Source organism: Spirosoma jeollabukense (genome assembly GCF_054777855.1).
Genome location: NZ_BAAHAD010000007.1, coordinates 182,805 through 208,680, shown reverse-complemented (window position 1 = coordinate 208,680; position 25,876 = coordinate 182,805). Strand labels below are relative to the sequence as shown.

18 protein-coding genes are annotated in these 25,876 nt (G+C 49.3%); 9 read left to right on the top strand and 9 right to left on the bottom strand.

From position 1 onward, the window contains the following. Positions 1 to 49 precede the first annotated feature (49 nt). The 3 genes from nth to ACYVEA_RS23610 all read right to left on the bottom strand — a co-directional run bounded on the left by nth (position 50) and on the right by ACYVEA_RS23610 (position 1,616). The gene (nth, locus tag ACYVEA_RS23620) at positions 50 to 703 is read right to left on the bottom strand and encodes an endonuclease III (protein WP_461115898.1); all 654 of its coding nucleotides are present in this window, start codon (positions 701 to 703) and stop codon (positions 50 to 52) included. Positions 704 to 790: 87 nt separating this feature from the next. Beyond that, positions 791 to 1,042, bottom strand: a complete 252-nt coding sequence (locus ACYVEA_RS23615) for a hypothetical protein (protein ID WP_461115897.1) — start codon at positions 1,040 to 1,042, stop codon at positions 791 to 793. Continuing rightward, positions 1,017 to 1,616: an RNA polymerase sigma factor gene (locus ACYVEA_RS23610; RefSeq protein WP_093826131.1), complete on the bottom strand. Its 600-nt coding sequence runs from the start codon at positions 1,614 to 1,616 to the stop codon at positions 1,017 to 1,019. Before ACYVEA_RS23610 ends, ACYVEA_RS23615 begins: the two co-directional genes overlap by 26 nt. 487 nt (positions 1,617 to 2,103) lie before the next feature. Between ACYVEA_RS23610 and ACYVEA_RS23605 the strand changes: the two genes are divergently transcribed. Continuing rightward, a complete protein-coding gene (locus ACYVEA_RS23605) occupies positions 2,104 to 4,284 on the top strand; it encodes a tetratricopeptide repeat protein (RefSeq protein WP_461115896.1) in 2,181 nt (726 codons plus the stop codon). A gap of 15 nt (positions 4,285 to 4,299) precedes the next feature. On the opposite strand, the gene ACYVEA_RS23600 is transcribed toward ACYVEA_RS23605, so the two are convergent. Further along, complete coding sequence (locus ACYVEA_RS23600; protein ID WP_461115895.1) at positions 4,300 to 4,869, bottom strand: hypothetical protein; 570 nt, start codon at positions 4,867 to 4,869, stop codon at positions 4,300 to 4,302. 228 nt (positions 4,870 to 5,097) lie between these two features. On the opposite strand from ACYVEA_RS23600, the gene lpdA reads away from it, so the two are divergent. Together lpdA and ACYVEA_RS23590 are read left to right on the top strand one after the other, a co-directional pair. Further along, positions 5,098 to 6,498, top strand: coding sequence for a dihydrolipoyl dehydrogenase (gene lpdA, locus ACYVEA_RS23595; RefSeq protein WP_461115894.1), 1,401 nt, complete (start codon positions 5,098 to 5,100; stop codon positions 6,496 to 6,498). Between the two features lie 96 nt (positions 6,499 to 6,594). Further along, on the top strand, positions 6,595 to 7,959 hold the full coding sequence (locus tag ACYVEA_RS23590; RefSeq protein ID WP_461115893.1) for a M28 family peptidase: 1,365 nt from the start codon (positions 6,595 to 6,597) through the stop codon (positions 7,957 to 7,959). A gap of 51 nt (positions 7,960 to 8,010) precedes the next feature. On the opposite strand, the gene ACYVEA_RS23585 is transcribed toward ACYVEA_RS23590, so the two are convergent. Then, entirely contained in the window at positions 8,011 to 9,168 is a 1,158-nt protein-coding gene (locus ACYVEA_RS23585; protein WP_461115892.1) for a BamA/TamA family outer membrane protein, read from the bottom strand. 233 nt (positions 9,169 to 9,401) lie between these two features. Between ACYVEA_RS23585 and ACYVEA_RS23580 the strand changes: the two genes are divergently transcribed. Continuing rightward, positions 9,402 to 12,581, top strand: a complete 3,180-nt coding sequence (locus tag ACYVEA_RS23580; protein WP_461115891.1) for a SusC/RagA family TonB-linked outer membrane protein — start codon at positions 9,402 to 9,404, stop codon at positions 12,579 to 12,581. A gap of 69 nt (positions 12,582 to 12,650) precedes the next feature. After that, positions 12,651 to 14,102 (top strand): SusD/RagB family nutrient-binding outer membrane lipoprotein, encoded by a 1,452-nt coding sequence (locus tag ACYVEA_RS23575; RefSeq protein ID WP_461115890.1) that lies wholly within the window; start codon positions 12,651 to 12,653, stop codon positions 14,100 to 14,102. A gap of 48 nt (positions 14,103 to 14,150) precedes the next feature. On the opposite strand, the gene ACYVEA_RS23570 is transcribed toward ACYVEA_RS23575, so the two are convergent. The 3 genes from ACYVEA_RS23570 to ACYVEA_RS23560 form a co-directional block, all read right to left on the bottom strand. Then, positions 14,151 to 15,818 (bottom strand): hypothetical protein, encoded by a 1,668-nt coding sequence (locus tag ACYVEA_RS23570; protein ID WP_461115889.1) that lies wholly within the window; start codon positions 15,816 to 15,818, stop codon positions 14,151 to 14,153. 77 nt (positions 15,819 to 15,895) lie between these two features. Continuing rightward, entirely contained in the window at positions 15,896 to 16,387 is a 492-nt protein-coding gene (locus ACYVEA_RS23565; RefSeq protein WP_461115888.1) for an NADH-quinone oxidoreductase subunit C, read from the bottom strand. 26 nt (positions 16,388 to 16,413) lie between these two features. After that, positions 16,414 to 18,396 (bottom strand): M1 family metallopeptidase, encoded by a 1,983-nt coding sequence (locus ACYVEA_RS23560; RefSeq protein ID WP_461115887.1) that lies wholly within the window; start codon positions 18,394 to 18,396, stop codon positions 16,414 to 16,416. A gap of 159 nt (positions 18,397 to 18,555) precedes the next feature. Here ACYVEA_RS23560 and ACYVEA_RS23555 point away from each other — a divergent pair, with 159 nt between their 5' ends. Beyond that, positions 18,556 to 20,145 carry an N-acyl-D-amino-acid deacylase family protein gene (locus ACYVEA_RS23555; protein ID WP_461115886.1) on the top strand — a complete coding sequence of 530 codons (1,590 nt, stop codon included), beginning with the start codon at positions 18,556 to 18,558 and terminating at the stop codon, positions 20,143 to 20,145. A gap of 180 nt (positions 20,146 to 20,325) precedes the next feature. Here the strand turns inward: ACYVEA_RS23555 and ACYVEA_RS23550 are convergent, their stop codons facing one another. Continuing rightward, positions 20,326 to 21,591 (bottom strand): MFS transporter, encoded by a 1,266-nt coding sequence (locus ACYVEA_RS23550; protein WP_461115885.1) that lies wholly within the window; start codon positions 21,589 to 21,591, stop codon positions 20,326 to 20,328. 163 nt (positions 21,592 to 21,754) lie between these two features. Here ACYVEA_RS23550 and treF point away from each other — a divergent pair, with 163 nt between their 5' ends. The 3 genes from treF (at position 21,755) to ACYVEA_RS23535 (ending at position 25,858) form a co-directional block, all read left to right on the top strand. Further along, on the top strand, positions 21,755 to 23,329 hold the full coding sequence (treF, locus tag ACYVEA_RS23545; protein WP_461115884.1) for an alpha,alpha-trehalase TreF: 1,575 nt from the start codon (positions 21,755 to 21,757) through the stop codon (positions 23,327 to 23,329). Between the two features lie 152 nt (positions 23,330 to 23,481). Then, a complete protein-coding gene (locus tag ACYVEA_RS23540; RefSeq protein WP_461115883.1) occupies positions 23,482 to 24,099 on the top strand; it encodes a hypothetical protein in 618 nt (205 codons plus the stop codon). Between the two features lie 109 nt (positions 24,100 to 24,208). Continuing rightward, positions 24,209 to 25,858, top strand: coding sequence for a glycerol-3-phosphate dehydrogenase/oxidase (locus tag ACYVEA_RS23535; protein WP_461115882.1), 1,650 nt, complete (start codon positions 24,209 to 24,211; stop codon positions 25,856 to 25,858). Positions 25,859 to 25,876 lie beyond the last annotated feature (18 nt).

Below are 25,876 nucleotides of genomic sequence, written 5' to 3'. Positions count from 1 at the left end.
TTGCTAGTCGTTAGCTAATAGTAGATTCATGGGTCTTTATCATGGATGACTATTGACTGACGATTAGCAACTTTTCATAATATTTACAAAATTCTCTAAGGGCGCATATTTCGCACTTGGGAGATCGGGCTAAGCATACGTAGCGACCATGTAAAATAAGCCAGTGATGAGCTTTCGGAACGTATTGTTTCGGAATGTGCGCCATCAGGGCTTTTTCGACAGCTAGCGGGGTAGTAGCCGTCAACGGAGCCAGCCCAATTCGGTGGGAGACGCGAAATACGTGTGTATCGACCGCCATTGTTGGCTCATTGTACACCACCGATAGAATTACATGCGCCGTTTTACGCCCGACGCCTGGTAGCGTCTGCAACTCATCGACTGTCGCCGGAATTTCTCCTCCGAATTTGCTTAGCAGCATATTAGCCATTCCTACCAAGTGTTTCGCTTTATTATTAGGATAAGAAACACTACGTATGTAGCTAAATACTTCGTCTACAGAAGCCGCAGCCAATGATTCTGGTTCAGGAAATCGAGCAAACAGTGCGGGCGAAATGTGATTGATTCGTTTATCGGTACACTGCGCCGACAAAATCACCGCAACCAGCAATTCAAAGGGATTACCGAAGTTCAGTTCCGTTTTAGGGTCGGGGTAATGCTGAGTAAAGTACTCAATAAACCGCCGGAACCGTTCTTTTTTTTGCATAGCATTTTCATAGGGTGGGTATAAACTTGCGTAGCCGAAAGCTACGCAAGTTTATACCCACCCTAGACTAACAAACCCATCTGTCCGCTACGTCTGGCGTAAGCGGGCAGGTGGGTTTGCCGGATGGTGTTTTGAATAATTCAGAATGGTCTGAACCGTGTTTTTACGTGGCTGGCGTTCTATCTTATTCATCAAAGCTCTCAATTCCAGCGCTTCGAGGAAGAACGTCATCAGATCCGGCTCCGACATCAGGGCATCTTCAATGAGTAGGCTGTCCTCGGGCGAGGTCTCCTCATAGACATACCGGATCACATCATCTTGGGTAAATGTTTTTATCATAACTCGGCGAACGTTTGCTCAGTTGTTTGCGCAAATTAATTAGCGCATAACGCATACGTCCCAATGCCGTGTTAATGCTGACGCCGGTTGCATCGGCAATCTCTTGGAAACTCATTTCCTCGTAGTGCCGCATAATAAGCACTTGGCGCTGTTGTTCCGGCAATCGCTGAATCAATTCGCGCAAATGCTCGTGTGTTTCCTGTCGAATCTGGAGTGATTCAACCGAATCCTCCGCAAACTCAAGCGTATTGAAAACACTGCTTCCGTCTTCAAACACCACACTGGGGTAGCGTTTATCCTTTCGGAAATAGTCAATGGCCAAGTTGTGAGCAATTCGAATAATCCAGGGTAGAAATTTTCCCTCCTCGTTATATTTACCCGACTTGAGCGTATCCACGGCCTTGATGAACGTGTCTTGCATCAAATCTTCTGCTACGTACTGATCCTTTACAATCAGGTAAATAGTCGTGTAAATTTTCGATTTGTGCCGTTGCACTAATTTGGCAAAGGCTTTTTCATTACCACGGATGTACAGGGAAATCAACTCACTGTCGTTTACCTGGGCTTTTTCCATTTTCAGTAAGACAATTAGGTAACGTAGAGCAGTGTTCCGATAGTGTATGGAGAGGTTATGTTTTTTATTTAGCTTTATTAATCCAGCCTTGAATTAAGCAAAGAAACTCTTTAAATCCAAATGAATGAGGCAATAAATCTGCTAAACGGTCATTCTTTCCTCGAAAAATTCATTTTCGATACTGAAAAATTACAAATTTTTTGAATTTTACCAAATCTAGCTTATTCAAAGAATTTTTTGTACTTACGTTCGAGCACACATCTTGGATTTAATTGTAGGCTTAACAGTTTAATTATAGGCTCACTATTTTTTAATGTGGTCATTAGGCATGCCGACAAAAATAGACTTGCCCACGAAACTGTGGTAAGTATAAGCAGCCATAAAATCGCTGCCTATACGCCTAAATTTCACGCAACCGATTGATTTACTGCGCTAAATAGCTACTTTAGAGCTTCATATCAGCTACTGGATAGTCTGTAGGTGACCTATGCGATCATTTTGGCTTGGAATCTTAATGGTAGGGTGGTACTTCAACTGCCCGGGACAGGGGCGCTTTGGCTTACCTGAATTGAATTTCGACCGTCGGGGCGATACTATTTACATGGATAGTTTGCTCAGTCTCGGGCGAGCTCATCTAAAAACTTCTCAAGGATTTCCCCACTCCCTACGTAATGATACGCTGCGTTTAGAAGGATTACGTTTCATGTCGCTGGTTTTCAAGCAGATGCGGGGTTTGCAGCGGGACAGTAGCTTCCTGTATGCAAAAGCGTTGGAAGAGCGGGCAGTCGCTTATAATAACATTCTGTATGCTGTACGAGCTATGATGCTACAGGAGCATTATGTGCGTACCATAAAAGATGATTATCCCAAGGCACTACAGATTAACCAGCGTGCATCGGAATTGTGCGTGAAATTGCCTCGCGAGAGTTCTCCGCGTTGGCAAGTACAGATGAATATGGGCGATATCTACCTGTTGCTGAAGGAGTATGACAATGCCTTATTGAGTTATGAGCTTTCATTGAAATTTCTGAGTTTTAATACGTCACTGACCTCTAAAAACAGGAAACTCCTGACGAGTCAGGCTATCACCCAGATCGGGGAGGTCTATGAAATTCGGGGAGAGTATGATAAAGCTCGACAGCAGTATGAAACGAGTCGGCAAATGGCGCAAGAGGCCGGCTCGCAGGTTAACGTCGCTTATGCAAACGAACGATTAGGCGATTTTTTCATTAGTCGCCATCAGCCTGAGCAGGCGATCGTCTTTTTTGAGAACGCCCTTTCCGGTTGGACGCAACTCCACGATCGATTAGGACAGGCGTCGGTCTGGGCACGGCTGGCCGAATGCTATACGTTGTCTAATCGGCCTGATGTGGCTATTGAATTTGGTGAGAAGGCATTAACAATAGCGCGTGAGGAAAACTACCGGCGTATTCAACAAATCGCTGCACAGGCGCTCTATCGAGCGTACCGCCTGGCTAACAAGCCCGCTCAGGCATTGAGCATGTACGAAGAGTACAGCTTGCTCCGGGATAGCCTGACGACGCTTAAGCGGGTGGAAGAATTATCTGCAGTTCAGAAGAAATACGACATTAATCAAGTGCGGGCGGAGGCCGATAAAGAACGATTTATTCAGCACCAGCAGTTAATAAATGTGCGCCGACAGGCGGAAATAGCCCGCCTGCGGGCCGAAGCTGAGCGTGAACAACTGGCAGGCGAAACCCGAATGAACCAGCTTCAACAACGCATTGAAACAGAACGTATTCGGGCCGATTCTCAGAAAAGCCGGTTGGAGCAGCGGGCACACATTGATAAACTAAGCCACGATATTGAACAGCAGTCGCTTATGCGGGCTGTTCTGGTCGGTGGGGTGGCTATGTTGCTGGGTTTTCTGCTGGTATACTACCGAAAAAATAGATTGATCTACCGCCAAAAACGAGAGATCGAGGGACTGAATCTGGACTTAGAAAACAAAGTTATTGCCAGAACGGCCGAACTGAAACAGGCTAATGATCAACTGCGGGCTAAAAACCGGGAAATTGAAGAAGCTTTGTTAAAGGGCCAAACGCTCGAACGGAAACGGATGGCGGCTGATTTACACGATAGTCTGGGTGGTTTACTGGCGGCCATCAAGATGAGTTTATCGGCGCTCAATCCTAGCCATATGGCGGATAGGGAGCAGGAGATTTACCATAACCTGCTGAATATGACCAAGGAGGCTTTTGCGGAAATCCGGTATTTATCGCATAATCTGCAACCCGATGAATTGGAAAAACAAGGACTATCGGAGGCTTTGACACGCCTGGTTGGTAAGCTTAATCTTACGCAACATATTACGTTTCGGTTAGATAATACCCAATTACCCAGGTTAGATAAGACCACCGAGTTTAATTTATATTCAATTTGTATCGAGCTGTGTAGTAATATTCTCCGGCACTCAGAAGCTACGCAGGCCGATATTTTATTTCGGCGATTTAACAATGAATTGAATATGATCGTGAAAGACAACGGGTGCGGTATGGACCCCGCCGACGCAACTGGCATGGGTCTCCGCAATATTCAGGCGCGCATGGACCTGATCCGGGGGCGCTATGAAGTACACTCCGGCATGGGGGAGGGGACTACGTTTATTTTTATCCTACCCGTGTCGTCGGATCTGGCAACTGCTTAAAAGATAACGATCACTCTACTGAATTCGTCCGTCTACGAGAAAATCGCTTTTATCAAAATAGGGTAACTTCTGGAAGCCAGCCAATTTGTAGTGCTGTACGCGCCATTGACGCCTGCCAACTAGTCCACTTTCCAGTAACAGATGACGTTCGGATGAATAGAGCGGATTACTGGTCTGTAGTACAGCTTCAATTCGGCGAGGCTGGTGGGTCAACGAATCCAGCAGTACCGTCAGCGACCGAACAGTCAGCCGTTCCTCTGACGATTTCAGCGTGTATTGATACGTTAACGAATCGGGCCGGGTAATTTGATAGCTGCTACGTAGCGCAGGTTTGTTAATATCTGCCTGGGTAAACAATTCCAGTTCGCGCGTCCAGTTAATGTCGCGCGTCGCTTGTTGATTCTGTTTTGCATTGATTGAGACAGCCTTGCTGACAAGCGGCTTTTGCACTGATAAATCGGCAATTTGGTGTTTAACGAAGCCTAAAACATCGTAGTAAACGTTCGGCTGGGTTTGTTTGGCAGGATCGGTGCAACCACTGAACAACAGCGGGAATAGAAGAAAAGCAACGTAACAAAAACGCATAAAATAAGACAAAATAGCCTCTAAGTAGGAGAGCCATACAAAACCACCAACACGTTTTTTGGCAAATCGGTTTAGCCTATCGAATTCTGAACCAAATTTGCATTCATAATGCTTTCTTAACAGGGCTTAAGAAGTAAGACATCAGACGCAATAGCTTTCGTTTAAACGAGTCTTGTCGGTGCTTTTTCTTTTGTCTTACGTCTTTCTTCTTACGTTTTTTTTAATTCTATGGAATACGATGTCATCATGATTGGTTCGGGGCCGGGCGGTTATACCGGTGCGATTCGCTGCGCCCAACTCGGACTGAAAACGGCCATTATCGAAAAATATCCGTCGTTGGGCGGCACCTGCCTGAACGTCGGCTGCATTCCGTCGAAAGCACTACTCGACTCGTCGGAGCATTATTACAACGCAGCTCACACCTTCGCCGAACACGGCATCAAGCTGGAGAATTTACAGGTTGATTTACCCCAGATGATTGTCCGCAAGACAAACGTGGTCGATCAGACGACGAAAGGTATTGTCTTTCTGATGAAGAAAAACAAGATCGACGAAATTCATGGCGTTGGCTCGTTTGTCGATCCGCATACAATTAAAATTACCAAATCCGATGGCTCGGAACAGACCATAACCGGGAAAAATATCATCATTGCGACAGGCTCAAAACCCATGTCGTTTCCGTCGATGCCGATCGATAAAAAACGGGTTATTACGTCAACCGAAGCGCTAACGCTTCAGGAAGTGCCAAAGCACCTTATTGTGATTGGCGCGGGCGTTATCGGTGCCGAACTTGGCTCTGTGTATGCCCGGCTTGGTGCAAAAGTGTCATTCGTGGAGTTTGCCGATTCGATGATCCCAACGATGGACAAAACGATGGGTAAAGAACTCCAGAAGGTCATCAAAAAACTCGGTGCCGACTTCTATTTTAGCCATAAAGTCACGAAAGTGGAAAATACGGGCGATGAAGTTGTGGTTAGCGTTGACACGCCTAAAGGGGAACAAATTACACTTACCGGCGATTATTGCCTGGTTTCAGTGGGTCGTCGTGCCTATACCGATGGATTAAATCTTGAGGCCGCCGGTGTAAAAGCTGATAATCGGGGGCGAATTGAAGTAGATGATCACCTGCGTACCAATGTGCCACATATCTATGCGCTGGGCGACGTAATACGTGGAGCCATGCTGGCGCACAAAGCCGAAGAAGAGGGTACGTTCATCGCCGAAACAATCGTCGGTCAAAAGCCGCACATTCATTACCGATTGATTCCGGGTGTGGTCTATACCTGGCCAGAAGTAGCCGCAGTTGGCTATACCGAAGAAGAGGTCAAGCAGGAAGGCATTCCATACAAAGTCGGATCATTTCCGTTCAAGGCGCTTGGTCGTGCCCGGGCGAGTATGGACGTCGATGGTTTGGTGAAAGTCCTGGCGCATAAAGAAACTGACGAGATTCTGGGCGTTCACATGATCGGAGCCCGTGCCGCCGATATGATTGCTGAAGCGGTCGTCGCAATGGAGTTTCGGGCGTCGGCTGAAGACGTATCACGGATGTCGCATGCTCACCCGACCTATACCGAAGCCTTCAAAGAAGCCTGTCTGGCCGCTACGGACAACCGGGCGATCAATATGTAGATTCGACAAAAATAGAAAATAGGTGAAAAGCCCGGTTGCTACGTAGCGGCCGGGCTTTTCCGTATATTGCTCACTTAACGGATACAACCGCCCTCCATGAAAAAAATGCTTACACTCCTCTTTACACTCTTTGTTGGGTACGCACACGCCCAAAATGCCGACTCGGTCGCAATCCGAAAGATTTTCAATGAAGCCTTATCAAATGGGAAATCCTATGAGTGGCTACGTCATTTAACGAAACAGGTTGGACCCCGGCTAAGTGGTTCAGCCGGTGCCCAGAAAGCGGTCGACTGGACCAAGCAAGTGATGGAACAGCAGGGCTTCGATCGTGTATTTTTACAGGACGTGATGGTGCCGCATTGGGTACGTGGTGCCAAAGAAGAAGCCTTTATTCACAACGGTAAACAGAAAACGAACGTACCAATTGCAGCACTGGGTGGATCGGTGGCGACAGGGCCAAAAGGGGTCGAAGCGGGGATGATCGAAGTGAAAAGTTTTCCTGAATTGCGGGAATTGGGCGCTGACAAAGTGAAAGGCAAAATTGTCTTTTTCAACCGCCCGATGGACCCTACGAAAATCAATACGTTCGAGGCTTATGGTGGAGCCGTTGACCAACGCGCGAATGGCGCAACTGAAGCGGCAAAGCTTGGGGCCGTTGGGGCTATTGTTCGCTCGATGACTAATGTGCACGATGACAATCCGCACGTTGGCGGTATGCGTTATGGAACTGGCGTTGCCTTGATTCCAACGGCAGCAATCAGTACAAATGCGGCTGATTTGCTGAGTAAGTCGTTGGCCGAAAACCCAAACCTGACTTTTTACTTTAAGCAAAACTGCGAAACCCTGCCCGATGCCAAGTCATATAACGTAGTGGGTGAGATCAAAGGCAGCGAAAAGCCCGATGAGATTATTGTCGTTGGTGGACACCTGGATTCGTGGGATCTGGCCGAAGGGGCTCATGACGATGGCGCTGGCTGCGTTCAGTCCATCGAAGTGCTACGTATCATGAAATCGCTCGGTATCAAGCCGAAACGTACTATTCGGGCAGTGATGTTCATGAACGAAGAAAATGGCCTGCGGGGTGGTGTTCAGTATGCTGATCTGGCGAAGAAAAACAACGAGAAACACATTGCCGCCGTCGAATCGGATAATGGTGGTTTTACACCGCGCGGTTTTGGCATTGTCGGTACACCCGAGCAACGGGCAAAAGTTATGCCCTGGAAACCGCTACTGGCTCCTTATGGCCTGTTGGAAATTGGAGCGGGTGGGGGCGGTGCCGACATTGGGCCATTGGCGCAGTCAGGTACCGTGTTATTCGGTTTCAAACCCGATTCGCAGCGTTATTTCGATTATCACCACACGTCGATTGATAAATTTGAAACGGTTAGCCAGCGCGAACTCGAACTTGGTGCAGCGTCAATGGCGGCTCTGGTTTATTTGCTTGACCAATACGGCTTGTAGTCAATTTTCAACTTCCCGAAAGTTCTAATCTGTACTTTCGGGAGGTTCTGTTCAAAAAGCTTCGCCAGTAAGAATATAGAAGCCGACACCTTCGCGGGTGACGCCCATGTCGGCACGCAGAAAAACGTCCTTTTTCTTGAAGAGTAAATACCGGATTCCCGTACCTGCTGTGGGAAGTAAATGATTAAATTGGACCTGGTCCAGGGCGGGGGCTACCGTTCCGACGGCGGCAAAGACAACGGCCCCGAAACGACGGCTGAACGGAAACGGTAGCCATCGGTATTCGACTTGTGCTGCTGCATAAAACTTGTCCCGGTAGCGCCCCATATAATACCCACGCAATGTGTTTTCTCCACCTAGCAGAGCCAGTTGATTAAAGGGGACATTGCCCGTCATTAGATTCCCGTAAACCTGCCAGGCCAGCACCTGATTAGGCCGAATGGTGTGGTACATACGAAAATCGGCCAAAACGCTGTTGAACGACAGGTTGCTTCCACGCGACTCACCATAATTGAGGTAGGCCAGCTCGCTAAAAAAACCTTTTCGGGGGTTGAGGGCATTCGGACGACTGTCATAAACTAACCCGAGGCCCAAACCCAGATTCGAGGTTCCCAAACTACCAAGCGGTAAATCATGCGCTGGACCATCGGGTTGTCTAAAATCAATTCGACTCAAATGCTGGAAGTCTACCTCCAGACCACCGAATAGATTCGGATGCAGTCGACGCATAATACGTTCCCGAAGTTGAATTGAGAATGCATCAACCGTAGCGGGATGGTCTGGACCTGTTCTGGGGCCGATGCCATAATAAAGCAGTGGGAAACGTTGTATCCGCCCTCGTCCCAGAAAAAACCAGCGGTCATTGTCACCATAAATCGCATGGTCGAGATTGAGCCCGTATTGACCGCGCAGGGTAAAAAAACTGAACGCCTGAATTTCACTCAGCCGATTGGCCAGCGTGTCGTTTTTAGCATGATACAGGTACAGGGCCGATACCCCAAATTCGAGACTGGTTTCAGGAGCATACCCTACTGTTGGATAAAACGATACGTGCGGTTTTGCCGACGAAGTTGTGTCGTTTAGGAAATGATTCACGAGCCGTTTGACAAGCGTTTGGCCAGCGGTAGGCTGTCGTAAGCCCACCAGCAACCCAAGAAGAAGCAGGTTCTTTCCTAGCCATCTGACGTTCACTTGCTGTATACTCTCCATACGTTCCAACCCTTGGAACAACCAGGATTTTAGGAATGTGTTTTCAACCAGACTAGTGCGCAGCGTCCCAAATGCAGTGTGTTTATTAAAATGGTATTAAATTAATGATATTTTTAACTTTAGTATAAAGGAAAAATTTTGTATTATAATATTGTTAATTATCGAATTAATATCTGGTAATTTTATATAAGTACTATAATTGGTGGCTTTACCTCTAACTTATCTAACAACTCATGAAACACCATTTTACCCGTGTATTAAAACGGCATTACGTGCTGATACATGTGCTTTGGCTCCTGGCAGCAACGACCAGCTGGGCGCAGACTAACGCACGTACGGTTACCGGTAAAATCTTGTCTAAAACCGATGGGAAAGGCCTTCCCGGCGCAAACGTATTGGTTAAGGGTACATCGGTTGGCGCCGTAACCGATGCCGAAGGCAGCTTTTCAATTAATGCCCAGCCCAACGCTACGTTAACAGCTTCGTACATTGGCTTCGTTTCGCAGGAGATTGCGATTGGTAATCAAACCGAATTGACAATTTCGCTGACAGAAGATGCGTCGCAATTAAATGAAGTTGTCGTAACGGCACTTGGAATTGCACGGGATAAAAAAGCCCTTGGCTATAGCCTTCAGGAACTGAAAGGCAGTGAAATCACGCAGGCTCGTTCAACCAATTTAGTGAATGCGCTATCGGGAAAGATTGCAGGCGTTCAGGTGACGGCTACAAATGGTTTGCCTGGTGCGTCGTCGCGGATTTTGATTCGTGGCGCTAATTCTATTGGTGGTAACAACCAGCCACTGTTTGTCGTCGATGGTATTCCCATTGACAACGGTAGTTATAACGTAACGCCCGGCAGCACCGGTGGAAACGTCAACAATACGACGACCGATTACGGCAATGGCGCGTCGGCTATCAATCCCGATGACATCGACAATATTTCTGTACTGAAAGGGGCCAATGCTGCAGCTCTGTATGGCTCGCGGGCAGCAAATGGGGTCATACTGATTACAACTAAGCGGGGGTCAACCAGCAAAAATATTGGCGTAACAGTCAATACGAATACCACCTTCGAGAATCCGCTACGTCTGCCCGATTTTCAGAATGAATACGGCCAGGGCCTTAAGGGGCAGTTTTCCTACGTCGATGGTATGGGGGGCGGTGTCAACGATGGGGTGGACGAGAGCTGGGGACCGAAACTGGATGGGCGTTTGATTCCGCAGTTCAATTCACCCATCGGAGCGGATGGCAAACGGACCGCAACGCCCTGGATTGCCCGCCCCGACAACGTCAAAAATTTCTACGATACGGGCGTTACTACGTCCAACAGCATCGCGTTAACGGGGGGCAGTGACAAAGGCGATTTTCGGCTGGGCTATACCAACCTCTATCAAAAGGGTATGTTGCCCAACACGAATTATAAACGCCAGAATATTACGCTGAACGCAGGCTGGAATTTTACGCCAAAATTCAACATACGGACGAGTATCAACTACGTAAAAGATGGCTCCGATAACCGCCAGAACCTGAATTTGTACTGGATCTGGTTTGGCCGTCAGGTGGATCTGGACGATCTGAAAGCCAATCCCGTTGAAACAGGTACCGACCCAAGTCAGTGGCCCGTCCAGCGTAACTGGAACTCAAACTACTGGAACAACCCAGCGTATGCGCTCAAATACCTGAAGTATGCGAATGACAAAGACCGCGTTATCGGCAACATAACCGCTACGTATAAATTAACTGATTGGCTGACGTTGACCGGACGTACGGGCACTGATTTCTCAAATGATCGGCGCATTACGAAGCAGGCAAAAAACGTAGGTGTACCCAATGGTAGTTATGCCGAAGATATCGTTTTTGTTCGCGAAACGAATAGCGACTTCCTGTTAACGGCCGATAAACGCTTAAGTGACCTTCACGTCGTTGCTTCGGTTGGAGGAAATGCCCGCCAGAACTACACCCAACGCGATTATATGTATGCGTCGGAGTTGACGATTCCGAATCTGTACAACATCGGTAATGCGAAGTCGCGGCCGACGGTCATTAACCGGATTACAGACAAGCGCGTGAATAGTCTCTACGGATCGGCTTCCTTGTCGTTCCGGGATTACCTGTTTGTGGATGTAACGGCCCGTAATGACTGGTCGAGTACGTTGCCCGCCGGTAACCGCAGCTATTTCTACCCATCCGTATCAGCCAGCGCGATTGTGACGGATATGTTCGGCCTGTCTTCAAACGTACTGACGTATGCCAAAGTCAGGGGTGGGTATGCCAAAGTGGGCAACGATACGGACCCGTATAACCTGACGCAGGTTTTTTCAAACGAAATCGCTTGGGGAAATACAACGACATTCTCGGAGAACAACCTGATTTACAACAAGAATCTGAAGCCTGAGATAACGACTGCCATTGAGTTCGGTGTAGAAACGAGGTTGTTCAATAATGCGTTGAGCTTCGAGTTCACGTATTACGACAAGAATACGAAGAACCAGATTTTGCAGGCTAACGTAGCACAGAGTTCGGGATATTACAACTCGGTTATCAACGCGGGTCAGATTCGGAACAGCGGTTTTGAGGTCGAGCTGTCGGGGGCGCCCATCAAACGGCCGGGTGGTTTCCGCTGGGACGTTGGTTTCAACTTCGCCCGCAACCGTTCGGAAGTTATCGACCTGGGCGGGCTGTCCACGTATCAGATCAACACCGGCTCACTGCTACGTAACGTCATTCTGGAAGCGCGGCCCGGTGATCCGTACGGTAACTTCTTCGGTACGTATTACCGGCGCGACCCAAGCGGCAACATGATTTTTAATAGCCAGGGTTATCCAATTATGTCGTCGGACCGGAAGGTTGTCGGCAACATCATGCCAAAATGGACGGGTGGTTTCCAGAATACATTTACGTATAAATGGGTCTCGCTCAGTTCGTTGATCGATGTGCGCTATGGCGGCAACGTCTTCTCGCAGGGAATCAACATTGGGCGTTACACAGGTGTACTGGCTGAGACCTTACCCGGCCGAGAAGGGAATATCGTTGGCCAGGGCGTAGTTGAGACGGCCAATGCCGACGGTACGTTCTCTTACGCACCCAACACAACGGTTGTAGCGTCTGCTGACGATTACTACCACAACTATTACAACCGTAACGTCAATGAAGCCTACATTTTCGACGCCAGCTACGTGAAACTGCGTGAAGTGAAACTGGGCTTTTCCTTTCCGCAAAAATGGTTTGGTCGGACGCCATTCCGCACGGTTACTTTTGCGCTGGTAGGTCGTAACCTGGCATTGCTCTACAAAAATCTGCCCCATATTGATCCAGAAACCAGCTACTACGGTGATGGTAACGTACAGGGTTTTGAAAACGGCAATACGCCTTCGGCACGTAGCATGGGCTTCAATCTCAACTTCGGACTCTAAAACCACTAGATCTCAGTGTCCTCTGTGCTTAGGTTTTTAAACACAGAGGCATAGAGAAAATAATCTTCTATGAAAAAGATACTCTTTCTCTCGTTTACGCTCTCGCTGCTGACGATAGCGGGCTGCGAAAATAAGTTCGATGAAACCAACATCAACCCAAACGATCCGACGAGCGTACCGGCCGAACGGCTTTTGCCTCACGGGATTTATTCGGCGGTGAGCAACATCATTGGGCCATCAAGCACGGTTTCGCTGGGTTTAGACGCTGGTAATGGCTGGGCGCAGCACACGGCCCGGATTCAGTATACGGAAATTGATCAGTTCAGCTACACCAGCGATTTGCAGGATTTGCCCTGGCGGTATCTGTACAACGAAGCACAGGCCGATTTCCAAAAAATTTATGAACTTGGCAAGACGGCAAACAACGAAAACCTACAGGCCATCGGCTTGATTATGCGTTCCTGGGTGTTTTCTGTCCTGACCGATGTCTATGGTGACATTCCATATTCGGAGGCTTTGAAAGGTACCACAAGCGGTATTGTAGCTCCTAAATTCGATGCGCAGAAAGATATTTATGCCGGGCTGGTAGCCGATCTCAAAACGGCCAGCGACATGATCAGCACCAAAGCCGTTGATAAAGACGCTGATATTCTGTTTGCGGGCGACATGACCAAATGGAAGAAATTCGCCAACTCGCTGAGCTTACGGTTGCTGAACCGGACGCTGGGTAAAACGGGTGCCGTGGTCGACGCCAAAACTGAAATGACGCGTATCCTGAGCGACCCAGCAAAATATCCGGTCATGACGTCGAATGCCGACGTAGCGCAATTGGTTTATCTGGCTCGCCCGAATAACAACCCAACCAGTGAGAACCGGCGCACTCGCGATGACCACCGGGTTAGCGCAGCGATGGTCGATAAGCTTGTCGCCTTGAGTGATCCTCGTCTGGCGATCTATGCCAACAAGTCACCCGCTACAGGTCTGTACAAAGGCGTGCCAAATGGTCTGCCCAACTCTGATGCGGGCGCGTTAGGCTTCACCAGTACGTCGAAAGTTGGCGATTATTTCACGCAGGAAACCACCCCTGGCGTTATCATGAGCTTTGCTGAATTGAATTTCATCAAAGCGGAGGCAGCCTTAAAAGGCGTTACCGCAGCCGGTGATGCCGCTAAAGCATATGCCGATGGTATTACGGCCTCTATGACGTATTACAAATTGACCGTCCCCGCCGATTACCTGACCAAAAATGCGCTTAAAACAGGCGATGCCGCTTTGACGCAGGTACTGGAGCAAAAATGGATCGCGCTGTTCGGGCAAGGTGTTGAAGCCTGGACCGAGTACCGCCGGACGGGAATTCCGGCGCTGGTGGTGCCTAAAGTCAACTACAATGCAGGCATGATTCCAACACGCCTGCCATTCCCATCATCGGAAGAAAGTTTAAACAATGCCAATTTAAAAGCGGCCCTGACAGCGATGGGTGGTGCCAATACCATGCAAACCAAACTTTGGTGGGCCAAGTAAACGTACTTTTCATTCTCGACGGATTTTAACCCGTCGAGAATGAAAAAGCTATAAATTCTTATCCAACAATTTCTTTACGTCGTCAAACGCGCCCGGTAAGGGCGCGTTTCGTTTTACGATTTTTCCCGTCCGGTTTATAACCGTTGCTGAAAGTTCGCCTTCAGACCGCAACCGGTCAACGGCATCGAACAGTTGGGTGTCGTTCAACAGAAGATGATCGCCGGAAAGGTTATACCGCGTAGCCATTTCAGGCCATAAGGATTGGTCGGTACCAGGAAATGGTAGATAAATTAATGAGAAATCGCGCGGGCTATATTCATTACGCAGGCGCTGGGCATCGAGCGCGGCCTGCCTGCCGGTCTCATCGGTAGGGGAAAGAAAGAGCAGATAAATGACCTTGCCCCGGTTGGCATTAATCACGTCATCGAGCAGGTCGGAGCCACGGCCAAGGGTCGATTTTGTTACGAAAACACCCGGCGATATTTCCAGCGCCGATGCTTTGTTACCTGCTTTTTTCAGCGTTTGAATGGCGGTCCTAATTCGGGTACTATCTTTTACTTCAAGCCGGTACAGTTCATCGACTGATTGCGCTAATTGTGGGTCTTTCACCTGCGGACGGCCATAATCGTACAGTAGTCGGGCAAAGTCGACAGTGAGTCCTGGTAAGGAGCTGGCCAGCCAATAAGCCGCCAGGTAATTGACGGATGTACTATCAAATTGGCGAATACTACGTTGAATGAGCGTTTCGTAATTCACCAATCGTTGCAACGTATCGGGATTTCGTTTGACTAACCCATCGAAAAAACGTAAATCTGCGGGCCGGGCGCTGTTGGTCATCGCGTAGTCGTCAAGACGAAGACGTTCTTCGGCGGTCAAATTTTTGCCGTATCGTTCGAGCATGATTGATAAGGCACGTACTGTCAGCCCATTTGTGCGGGTATTGGCATCGGCTGAAACCCGCTGCGTTACGTATTTAGCAAATTGGTTCATGGCCGTTGCACGAGCGGCCGATAGCAATTGGTCGTTGGGCGGACGTAGTGAATCGTTCAATGTTTTGGGCAAAGCCTCATTCTCGAACGTGGCTTTGTCATAAATGAACGTAGCTGCGTTGTATCGATTGGTATAACCAACCCAGCGTGTCAGGAGCGGAAACGGTTTTTCCTTCCTGGCGAATGCCAAAAACGCCCCCTGATAGGTACTGGAAACAAGGCTGAACGCGGCTGCATCACCCAAATTCTCGACCTGAGTTGACAGGGTTTTACCCGTTGTTTTGGGATAAGTAGCTTCAAATGCTTTATAGCGGGCAAACTGTTGATTTACCTGTGCATTGACGCCCCCAAACCGGAACGGCACAGCGACAGAAAAGAGGGAATCGGCATCTAACTCAATCGTTAAGGTACCGGGTGCGGCCAGAAAAGCGGTTGAAATGCGCCCGTAATTGAAATACATTTCTTCCTGTGGATAAATCAGCGGTAAGGATACGCGAAACGTACCATCAACATTCAGCGGAGCGGGGCGTACCAACTCCCGATTGGCCTGTAGAATATTATTCCGACTAACCAATACCGTCGATGCCTCCCGATAGAGTCGTGCCGACAAATTCCGAATGCGTCCCTTCACAATGACGGAGTCAACGGCTTGAGCATTTGATAGGGTAGGGAGTAAGCAACCGGCAAAAAGTAGTACGTGAAAAAGGGTTTGGTAAGAATTTTTCATTGCTTCAGTAAAAACAGATAAAGCAATAACAAACGAAAACGGCAAACAGTCAACATTCGGCAAAAAATGCTACCTGTCTACTTCGTTTTTATACCGTGATATTGCGCTTCCTCCTGATAATCGGTACGCAGCGGATGGCCCACCCAGTCGGTAGGAAGTAGAATCCGGCGTAGATCGGGATGCCCCTCAAACTGAATACCGACGAGATCGAAGGCCTCGCGCTCGTGCCAGTCGGCGGTGCGCCAGATATGCGCCACGCTTGGCACCGATGGCAGGCTTTTGGAGCCGGTATTACGTGGCACCACCACTTTCAGCATCAGATTGTGTTCGTAGGGGATCGACGTGAGGTTGTAAATCACGTCCATTGTGTTAGCTTCCAGCCCATTGTCAATTGCTGTAACGCAGGCCAGCAAGTCAAAAAATAACCGTTCATCGTCGCGCAGAAACTGGCAAATGTCAACTAATTGACTGGTTTTTACGGTAAGATAAGGTTGTAGATTTTGAGTAGTAATTTGGATATCCGGGCCAAATTGTGCGGTAAGGAGATCAGTTATTTCGGAAAAGGTCATTATCAATTACAAAAAGTCGCTCAAAGTTACGCCAGCCACGCCAGCCATTGCATCCAGTTCTCGATCCAGAATAAAAACTTGGTGGCAAATTTAGCTGCCGGGGCCGACGAAGGGTTAAGCGTCAGGCTGTTGTTATTCAGATTCGTATCCATGTAAAGTTTCTGCTTCGGGTCCACCATTGCCCAGAGTACGTCCGCGTTTTCGGTGAGCGTAAACTGGCGTTGGCGGCCTTTGCCGTCCCAGAACAGCATCAGTTCTTTCCCGTTGTCGAAGTGCACGAGTACGTCTACCGGCATTTTCCCGTCACCGTTACGTTGCACGTTGACAACAGCCTGTTTCTGACCGTCCCGCGTTCTGTTTTTGAGTGAGATTAGCTCATAGTCGACCACATTTTCGCCGTAAAGGGCCTGATCGAAAAACCAGTTCATATCTGGGCCGTATTTGCTGCCGAATCGCTTCGGAACAATCTCGTTCACGATGTCGATGAAATTCTGTCCGTTGGGGTGTTTGAACTTCCAGCGTATGAAATACGTCTGCATAATTTCGTCCATCACACGTCGGCCGGTCAAGCCTTCAAGGGTTCGCATCCAGGTTGCCGTTTTGGAATAGGTCAACACGCCATATTGACCTTCGGGTAGTTGCCACGTATTGCCAAATGAGGAACCAATGGCCGGATTGTCCTGATGTACGTACTGATCCCGCGAACTTTCGAGATCGCCCATGCCGAAGCCAAACAGATCGATTTGGGATGAGCGCGGGCCATAGGTCGCGTCCATAATCCGACCTTCGTAATATTGGTTAAACCCTTCGTCGAGCCACGCTTCTTCAAATTCGTTGGTGGCCAGCAACTGCATAAAATACTGGTGCCCAAACTCATGGATCGTTACCTCTTCGGGGAATCGCGCGCCAGCGGGTAAAAACGAGGCCGTTCCAGCGGTGATGAACGTCGGGTACTCCATCCCAAATGAGCCCTGGGCATCGAAAGGCGGATCTACGATGGTCAGGTTCGGGAACGGATACTGGCCGAGGTATTTGTCGAAATAGGCCAGGGCTGCTTTTGCCGCATCGATATGGCGTTGTGCCTGGTGCAGATGTTCAGGCTGCATCACCAGTTCAATGCTGACAAAACCACCCGAAGGGCGTTTCCATTTATCGTTGACCACCTTGAAGAGAGGTGAGGCTGTCCAGGCAAAATCCACTACGTCCTCGGCATGATAGAAAATCGTCTTGGTGCCGTTGCTGTGCAGTTTTTCCGATTGGAACAACCCCGTGGCACTCACCCAGAAATCTTTGGGCGTCGTAATAGTCACGTCATAAACACCGTAGTCGGCATAGAACTCCGAGTGCGCATGAAACTGGTGGCAATTCCACTGGCCGACATTGGACGGTCGGGAGGCCGCATCCCCGCCGGGTCGGTAGCGCGTCCCAGCGGGCTCATAGACACCAATTTTGGGAAACCACTGCCCAATCAGAAAAAAGTCGTTACTAAAACCTGTTCGGGCGAAAATCTTGGGTAGCTTGGCCCGGAAATTAATGTCGAGTACAATAGTCTCGCCCGGCCCAACGGGTTTGCTGAGCGGCACCCGAACGACGGTGTGATCGTTGGTATTCTGGTCGTCGGGTTGAAAAAACTGATAGGCTAATGGCTCCCCGTCGCGTGTCTTCATCGAAACAATATCAATGGAGCCATAAGGGTCTGTTTTGGCATTTTTGTCGATGGTTTCGCCCCGCAACTGCCCACCCGACTCGCGCATAAACGTGGATTTGCCGTTTCGAAAGGCGTTCAGGTACAAGTGGAACTGTAATTCCCGAATAAGATCGTTGGATGGGTTTTTCCAGGTAAGCGTCTCGCGGCCCGTGATTTTCTTAGTCGTAGGGTCGAGTACTACGTCGATCTGGTAGTTAGCCAGTCGCGGACTTAGGGGTGTCTTGAATATAGGCTTCGCTGACTGGGCGAGCGTTGCCAGCGTTACACGTAGCAACAGAAGTAAAAACAAAAATCGCTTCATCAGATAAGAGATTAGGAACGAAAGTAGGGCATCAATAGACCAAAGATAGGGATTAATTTACTTGGCGAATTCCGGGCATTCAGGATTAGGTTTGAGGATAAAAAAGAGGCATATTGACCAGTGAATGGCTTTCCTGAAAAACCTTCCTCCGATACGTGTATGCACTTCCGCTTTCTGCTACTTGCTCTTTGCCTGATTCTGTCCGGTTTTCTTCGCGCTCAATCTTATGACCTTCTCATAAAAAATGGTCGGGTTGTCGACGGTACGGGAAATCCCTGGATATATGCTGACGTTGCAATCCAGAACGGACATATCGTTAAAGTGGGGGCCATACCCGCAACCGACGCTAAGCGAACGATTGATGCTACTGGATTAATCGTTGCGCCTGGGTTTATTGACGTTCATGCGCACGTAGAAGGCAGTTTGGAAGCGCAGCCCGGTGCGCCTAATTTCATCCACGATGGTGTTACAACCGTGATAACAGGCAACTGTGGCGGATCGAGCGCCAACATACGTACCTATTTTGATTCGCTCCGAATGATTGGTACGTCAATTAATGTCGGTTCGCTCATTGGTCATAATACGGTTCGAATGAAAGTGATGAAGATGGCCTTTCGGGAGCCAACCGTTCGTGAACAGGCGGACATGGAAGCGTTGGTTGAACAGGCCATGAAAGACGGTGCTGTCGGTATTTCGACCGGCTTGATTTATACGCCCGGTACGTATGCCCGAACGCCCGAAGTGGTCAATCTGGCGAAAATGGCATCTCGTTACGGCGGTGTTTATGCATCACACATTCGGAATGAAGGGCAGAACGTCAAACAGGCCGTCGAAGAAGCTATCCAGATTAGCCGCGAAGCTCACATTCCGGTCGAGATTTCTCATTTTAAAGTAGCCAGCAAACCACTGTGGGGCAAAAGCACCGAAACCGTTGAATTAGTGGAAGCCGCCCGACGCGAAGGGTTAGACGTAACGGTCGATCAATATCCGTACACGGCCTCCAGCACATCCTTGGAAAGCATCGTTCCCTCATGGTCGTTGGCGGATGGTGATTCCGCCGTGCTGATTCGCTTCCGTGATCCGGTGACCCGCGCCAAAATCCGAGCAGAAATGCTGGAAACACTGAAAAACAACCTTCGTAAAAACTACGAATATGCCGTTGTTGCCAGCTACAAGCCTGATACTACTTATAATGGGATGAATATCAGCCAGATAAATCAGAAATTAGGCCGCAAAAATTCACCGGAAACCGAAGCTGATCTAATTATGGATCTGATGGAGCGAGCCCATCTCAAGCGCATACAGATGGTCTATCATACCATGTCGGAAACCGACGTCGAAAATATTCTGCGGTATCCAAACACGATGATTGCGTCGGATGCCGGTGTCGCCAGATTGGGGTCGGGCATGCCACATCCCCGCGCCTATGGCACTAATGCCCGCGTGTTGGGTCGCTACGTTCGCGAACGCAAGATTATTCCTTTAGAGGAAGCTGTTCGGCGGATGACGTCGCTGCCCGCGCAACGATTTAAGCTGACGGATCGTGGACTGCTACGTGCCGGGTATGCCGCCGACATTGTTCTGTTCGACGAAAAAACCGTGGCCGACCGCGCTACCTATGAGCAGCCTCATGCCTACACGACTGGTATTTCGTGGGTGCTGGTGAATGGAACGCCCATTGTCGAAAATGGCAAACACACCGGCCAGCGGTCGGGGCAATTGCTGATGGGACCTGGATATGGGAAATGATGGATCCGCCGGAGCGGTAGTCAGAGACTACGCCGAACATCCTACAGCCACTCATCGCGTTATCCGGTTTCTGACCGGCGTAAATCCAGTCTGATTAATGTTGACAAAAACCGATCGGAGATCGGGTAACGCGATGACGTAGTCGGGTCAGAGACTACGCCGAACATCCTACAGCCACCATCAGTGTCCAGCGAAACCAGACGTTTGCTGCACCTTGTGGCCTGTTTTTTTCTGCATGCGGCTAAATAGGGTAATGAGTAGTAGGAGCACAACAATCGGTATGAGTGAGAAGTAGAAAGCAGTTTGTCCCCCATAAGCCTCGAAAACATTGCCGGTAATGATAGAACCCGTTGTGCCACCGAGCGCCGAAAATATTACGATTAAGCCCGCCATGGGGCCGTGCTGACGTAGCGGCAAGCTGCTTAGAATAGCGGAGTTGATCGCCGGGTAAATTGGAGCAATAAACAAACCAATCAAGGGGAAAATGAACGCGGCTAGCGGGGCATCGTTCCAGCCCGTTACGGCTCGACCATCTACCGAAGCAGCCAGCGGTAAGGCTAACAAGACCAGGCCTGCCGATACAATCAGGCAAATCATCAGCAGCCAGTACCAGGAAATTTTGCCCAAAAGCACACCGGCCAGAAACCGTCCTACTGCAGTCGAGGACGCCAGAATACTGGCCATTTCGATGCTGAGGGACGTAGGTAACTGTAGGATTTTGCTATTGAAAGTCGGTAGCCAGCTCATAATTCCCTGTTCCATAAGAACATATATGAAAGCGGTGACAATGAATACCAGTACAACCGGTGTGGTGGCTAACCGGAACATGTCGGCCAGATCGTCGACAAGGCTCTTCGTATCTTCATGGCGCACGCTACGTTCGTTAATAGGCGTGGTGAGCAGTAGTACAAAGGCGATCATGGCAATGGCCGCCAGAATATAATAAACCGATAGCCACGCTGTGGATTGTGGGTTCGTGTTATCGACAAAAGCGCTGAACAGGAAATAGCCGGATAAAACGCCAATCATAAAAAACGACTCTAGGAAATTCATGAATCCAGCATGTTCGTTCGTATCATTTGTGATGAGGCCAATCGTCGCATATACCGATACTTTGATCAGCGCAAAACTGGCGCCGGTAGCCGCAAAAAGTAATTTCGTTGTCCAGAAAGCGGGTGCCTGGGGCATGGATAAACAGGCCAGCGTTACCAGGGCGAGCGCAAACAGCATGGCCCGTTTATAGCCGATGCGGGTGATATACGACGCGACAATAAACGAGACCAGGGCAATCGTTAAATCTTTAAAGGCTTCGAGTATACTGGCCGACGAAGCTGATATGCGGTAGTTATTTTGAACCTGCAAAATCACTGTTCCGACGCTGTTGAGCAGGATGGCAAAAACGAAATAATTAAGAAGTAAGGAGAGTTTTATACGCCAATGAATCATTTCTTGCAAGGGTTTAGTAGGGTAGGGCAACAAGCATGCAGGTCTCTATCTATTATTTTTACCCATTCTATTGGGGGATTTTGCATTTTTGCCACACCCGTTAGACGCAAAAAGACAAAAAAGTCTTTGCGCGTTACATCATCTGAAACGTCTTTATTCTATTTTGACAAATTCATTTTTGCCCCAATCGCCTGATCAACTCTTCGGTAATTTGTTTCATGATGTGCAGTTAGGTCACATTTTTGCGGATTCCAAAACGTTTGTAGACTGCATTCCGAAGCTGGTTCCGGCTAATCTCGTCGCGCTGTATGAAGCAGAGAAACACAAGCCAGACTTCAATCTGAGCGCGTTTGTGCACGAATATTTCGTCGTGCCAGAGAAAGTTGCCAATGACTATGTCAGCGATAAAACTATCAGTACTGCCGAACACATCAATCGATTATGGGACCGGCTTACGCGCCAGGCAGATACACCCGTGGAGGGCAGCTCACGCGTACCGTTGCCGCATCAATACGTAGTGCCGGGTGGGCGTTTTCGCGAGATTTTCTATTGGGATAGCTATTTTACGATGCTGGGCTTGCAACTATCCAGCGAATCCACCGCATCGGTGAACCAGACGGGCCATGTCGATTTGATACGGGGTATGATCGATAACTTTGCCTACCTGATTGATACGTTCGGCTTTATTCCAAATGGTAACCGGACGTATTTTCTGAGTCGTTCACAGCCACCTTTCTTCGCTTTAATGGTACGTCTACTGGCTGAAATTGACGGAAAAGAAACCCTCGTAAAATACCGGAAACAACTTGAAAATGAGTACGATTTCTGGATGCGGGGAAAGCACAAAGTCGTTGGAATAGGCTCTGTTACACAACGTGTTAGTAAAGTAGAGGGGTATAGCGTCTTGAACCGCTATTGGGATGATACGCCCGCCCCCCGGCCAGAAGCGTATCGACAGGAAGTTGAATTAGCGGAAGAAACTGAACCACTTGGCGTTGTGCCAGATATATTGTTCAATCATATCCGGTCGGCTTGCGAATCGGGTTGGGATTTTAGTAGTCGTTGGTTTGTGGATCAGAAAACGATGGCTACGATTCACACGGCTAACATCATACCGGTTGATTTGCAGTGCCTGCTCTACTCGCTGGAAACCGCTTTGCACGATGCCGCGCTTTACAGTGGCGATCATAAAATGGCATACGACGACTATGACTGGTTGATTAAAGATCGGGAAAAAGCCATTCAGCAGCTGTTCTGGAATGAAAAAACCGGCTTCTTTCACGATTACGACATACCAACTAATCAGCAAACATCAGCCTTGTCGCTGGCCGGTGTATTTCCATTATTTTTCAAGCTCGCTACGCCTACGCAAGCCCAACGCGTTCATGACCGGCTCAAGACCGATTTTTTGCAGGCAGGCGGCTGGGTGACAACGCTTAACCAAACCGGCCAGCAATGGGATTGGCCCAACGGCTGGGCGCCGTTGCAGTGGATGGTCTATCGTGGCCTGATGAACTATGGCTTTGTCGAAACGGCCAGCGAAGGTCGTGACCGCTGGCTTGCCCTGAACGATAAAGTGTTTAAGGCCACAGGCAAGATGATGGAAAAATATAACGTAGTGGATGCCGCTTTAACCACCGGCGGGGGCGAGTACCCAAATCAGGACGGTTTCGGCTGGACGAACGGTGTCTATCTGGCGCTGGACAAGGACCGGGCTGTCGTACCAGCGAAAGAGTGAATGAGTAGTGAGTTCACTTTTTCACTGATACGCCAGCCCGGTCATTAATCCCCACGTTCTTTTACCCGATCATTTGCCCTTCCATCCGCATCTGGTTGTAACCTTCAACGAAGCACCGTAGTTTAGTAGCTGATACTTAATTAACTAAAGCCATGACACCCCTTCGCCGACATGCCGTTCTTCGGCGTGTCAAAGATATTACGCTTAGTGCTACGCTTAGCCTGGCGCTGCTGAATGGTTCGGCCCTGCTTCAAAGCTGTAGTAGCAATAGCTCAGATGATGAGCAGACAGAGCAAACCGAAACCCATTTCAAACAGGGCGTCCGAACCTTTATTACTGAAACGGCACCCGGCAACTTCAAAATTACCGACGAAATTCAGGCCGATCCTGGTCAGGCGGGAGCTATTGTGAATTACTACGACGGCCATCGCGATACGTTGAGTGTGGCAGCAGCCAGGAAACTCGTAGAGTCCGACGAATCGACCCGAACGTACCTGAATAATCCAAATGGCTACCAGCACCACAACGGGCTGGCCAATGTACTGCTCTGGGGTGGTTTGGGCTACATGCTCGGTCGGTCTACGGCTCCTCAATATCGGAACGATGAACGTCGGTATGGGGCTGGTGTTTACGCCAATCAGGGCCTTTACGATCGCTCAAATCAGGTTCGCGAGAACGTTCGTACCTCTCGGGTAACACGTACCGTTCGGCCATCGGGCGGACGCAGTGGTTTCTTTGGCGGTGGCCGCAGCCGGGGCTTCTCGTCCTGAGTTGATTGGGTAATGGAGTAGAAGACGAGCGGCTTACCGTAATTTCAACAGATTTAGGCAACTAATTGCCCATACACAGCCGTTATCCAATTACTTTATAGTCAATAACATGAATCGGAAAAAGAATTGGGAGCGGCTGCGGAAAGAAACATTTGATGTGTGCATAATTGGCGCTGGCGCCAGTGGTGCCGGAGCCGCTTTGGATGCTGCTCTACGAGGCTATCGCGTGGCCTTAATCGACCAGGGCGATTTTGCCGGTGAGACTTCTTCCCGTTCTACCAAGCTGATTCATGGGGGTGTCCGATATTTAGAGCAGGCCATCAAAAAACTCGATCTGGCACAATTAAAGCAGGTTCGCCACGGCCTGGCCGAACGCCGGACGGTCATACGGAACGCTCCCCATCTAGCGCATCCGCTGGCCATATTGACGCCCGTTTTCAGTTGGTTCGAAGGCATGTATATGACCATCGGCCTGACGCTCTATGATTTTATTTCGGGCCATGATTCGTTTCCGAAAGGCCGTTGGCTCAACAAAACGCAGGCACTCGACAAAAGTCCGAGATTGACGCGTCAGATGCACTCCGCTGTTCTTTATTACGACGGTCAGTTCAACGATGCCCGTTACGCGCTGGCCCTTGCCCACTCGGCCGACGAAGCCGGAGCCGCTGTCGTTAATTACGTTGCGCTGACTAATTTTGGTCATGAGGGCAGCCGTATCAAAACGGCTACCGTACAGAACCAGCTTACGGGCGAAATGATTGAGGTGCAGGCAACGGTTTTCCTGAATTGCACCGGCCCCTATTCCGACGCTGTTCGTTTGCTGGCCAATCCCACGCTCGACCAACGGATTCGGCCCAGCAAGGGCGTTCATATTGTGTTGCCGCGCGAAACGCTGGCCAGTGACTATGCCATACTGATTCCTAAAACCGACGACGGTCGGGTTGTATTTGCGATTCCATTCGGCGATAAAGTTTTTGTGGGAACAACGGACAACGATTATGCCGACCTGAAAGACGAGCCCGTTCTGGAACCTTCCGAAGTTGATTATCTGCTCGAGACCCTACAGCCTTATCTGGATAAAACGCCCGATCGGGCGGATGTGCAGGCGGGTTTTGGGGGCATTCGTCCCTTGATTGTGAGCAGTCGCGCCGATACCAAGACCTTACTTCGCGATCACGAAGTTGAACACGACGATACGTCGGGCTTGTTAAGTTTACTCGGCGGAAAGTGGACAACCTACCGATTGATGGCACAGGACGCAATTGATCGGGTGGCTGAGTTGCTGGAAAATCCGGTACGTAGCACCACCGAAACCCACTATCTGGTTGGGGGCGAAAACTACCGTTTCGAGGATTGGCAGACGCTGCAAAAAAAATACGCTCTGTCAACTGATGTGTGCCAGCATTTGATGCGGACCTACGGGAATCGTGCCGAACACGTAGCGAAACTGGCGCAACAGAACCCCGCTCTGGCTAAAAAGTTGACCGATAGCCAACCGTTTATAAACGCCGAAGTTGTGTATCAGGTGCGCGAAGAAATGGCCGTTACGTTACGTGACGTACTGGCACGCCGGTGGCGGCTCGAACTCTCCGACTGGCAACGAACGGCACAGCTTGCCCCGCAGGTCGCCGATCTTATGGCTACTGAATTAGCCTGGAGTGATACGTATCGAATCAAACAGATTCAGGTATATCAACGCTTGTTAGCATCGTTTGCAAAACAGGCTGGATTAACCCCCGAACGAACTGTATTTGCCTAAATTTGACAGTCTACCTGA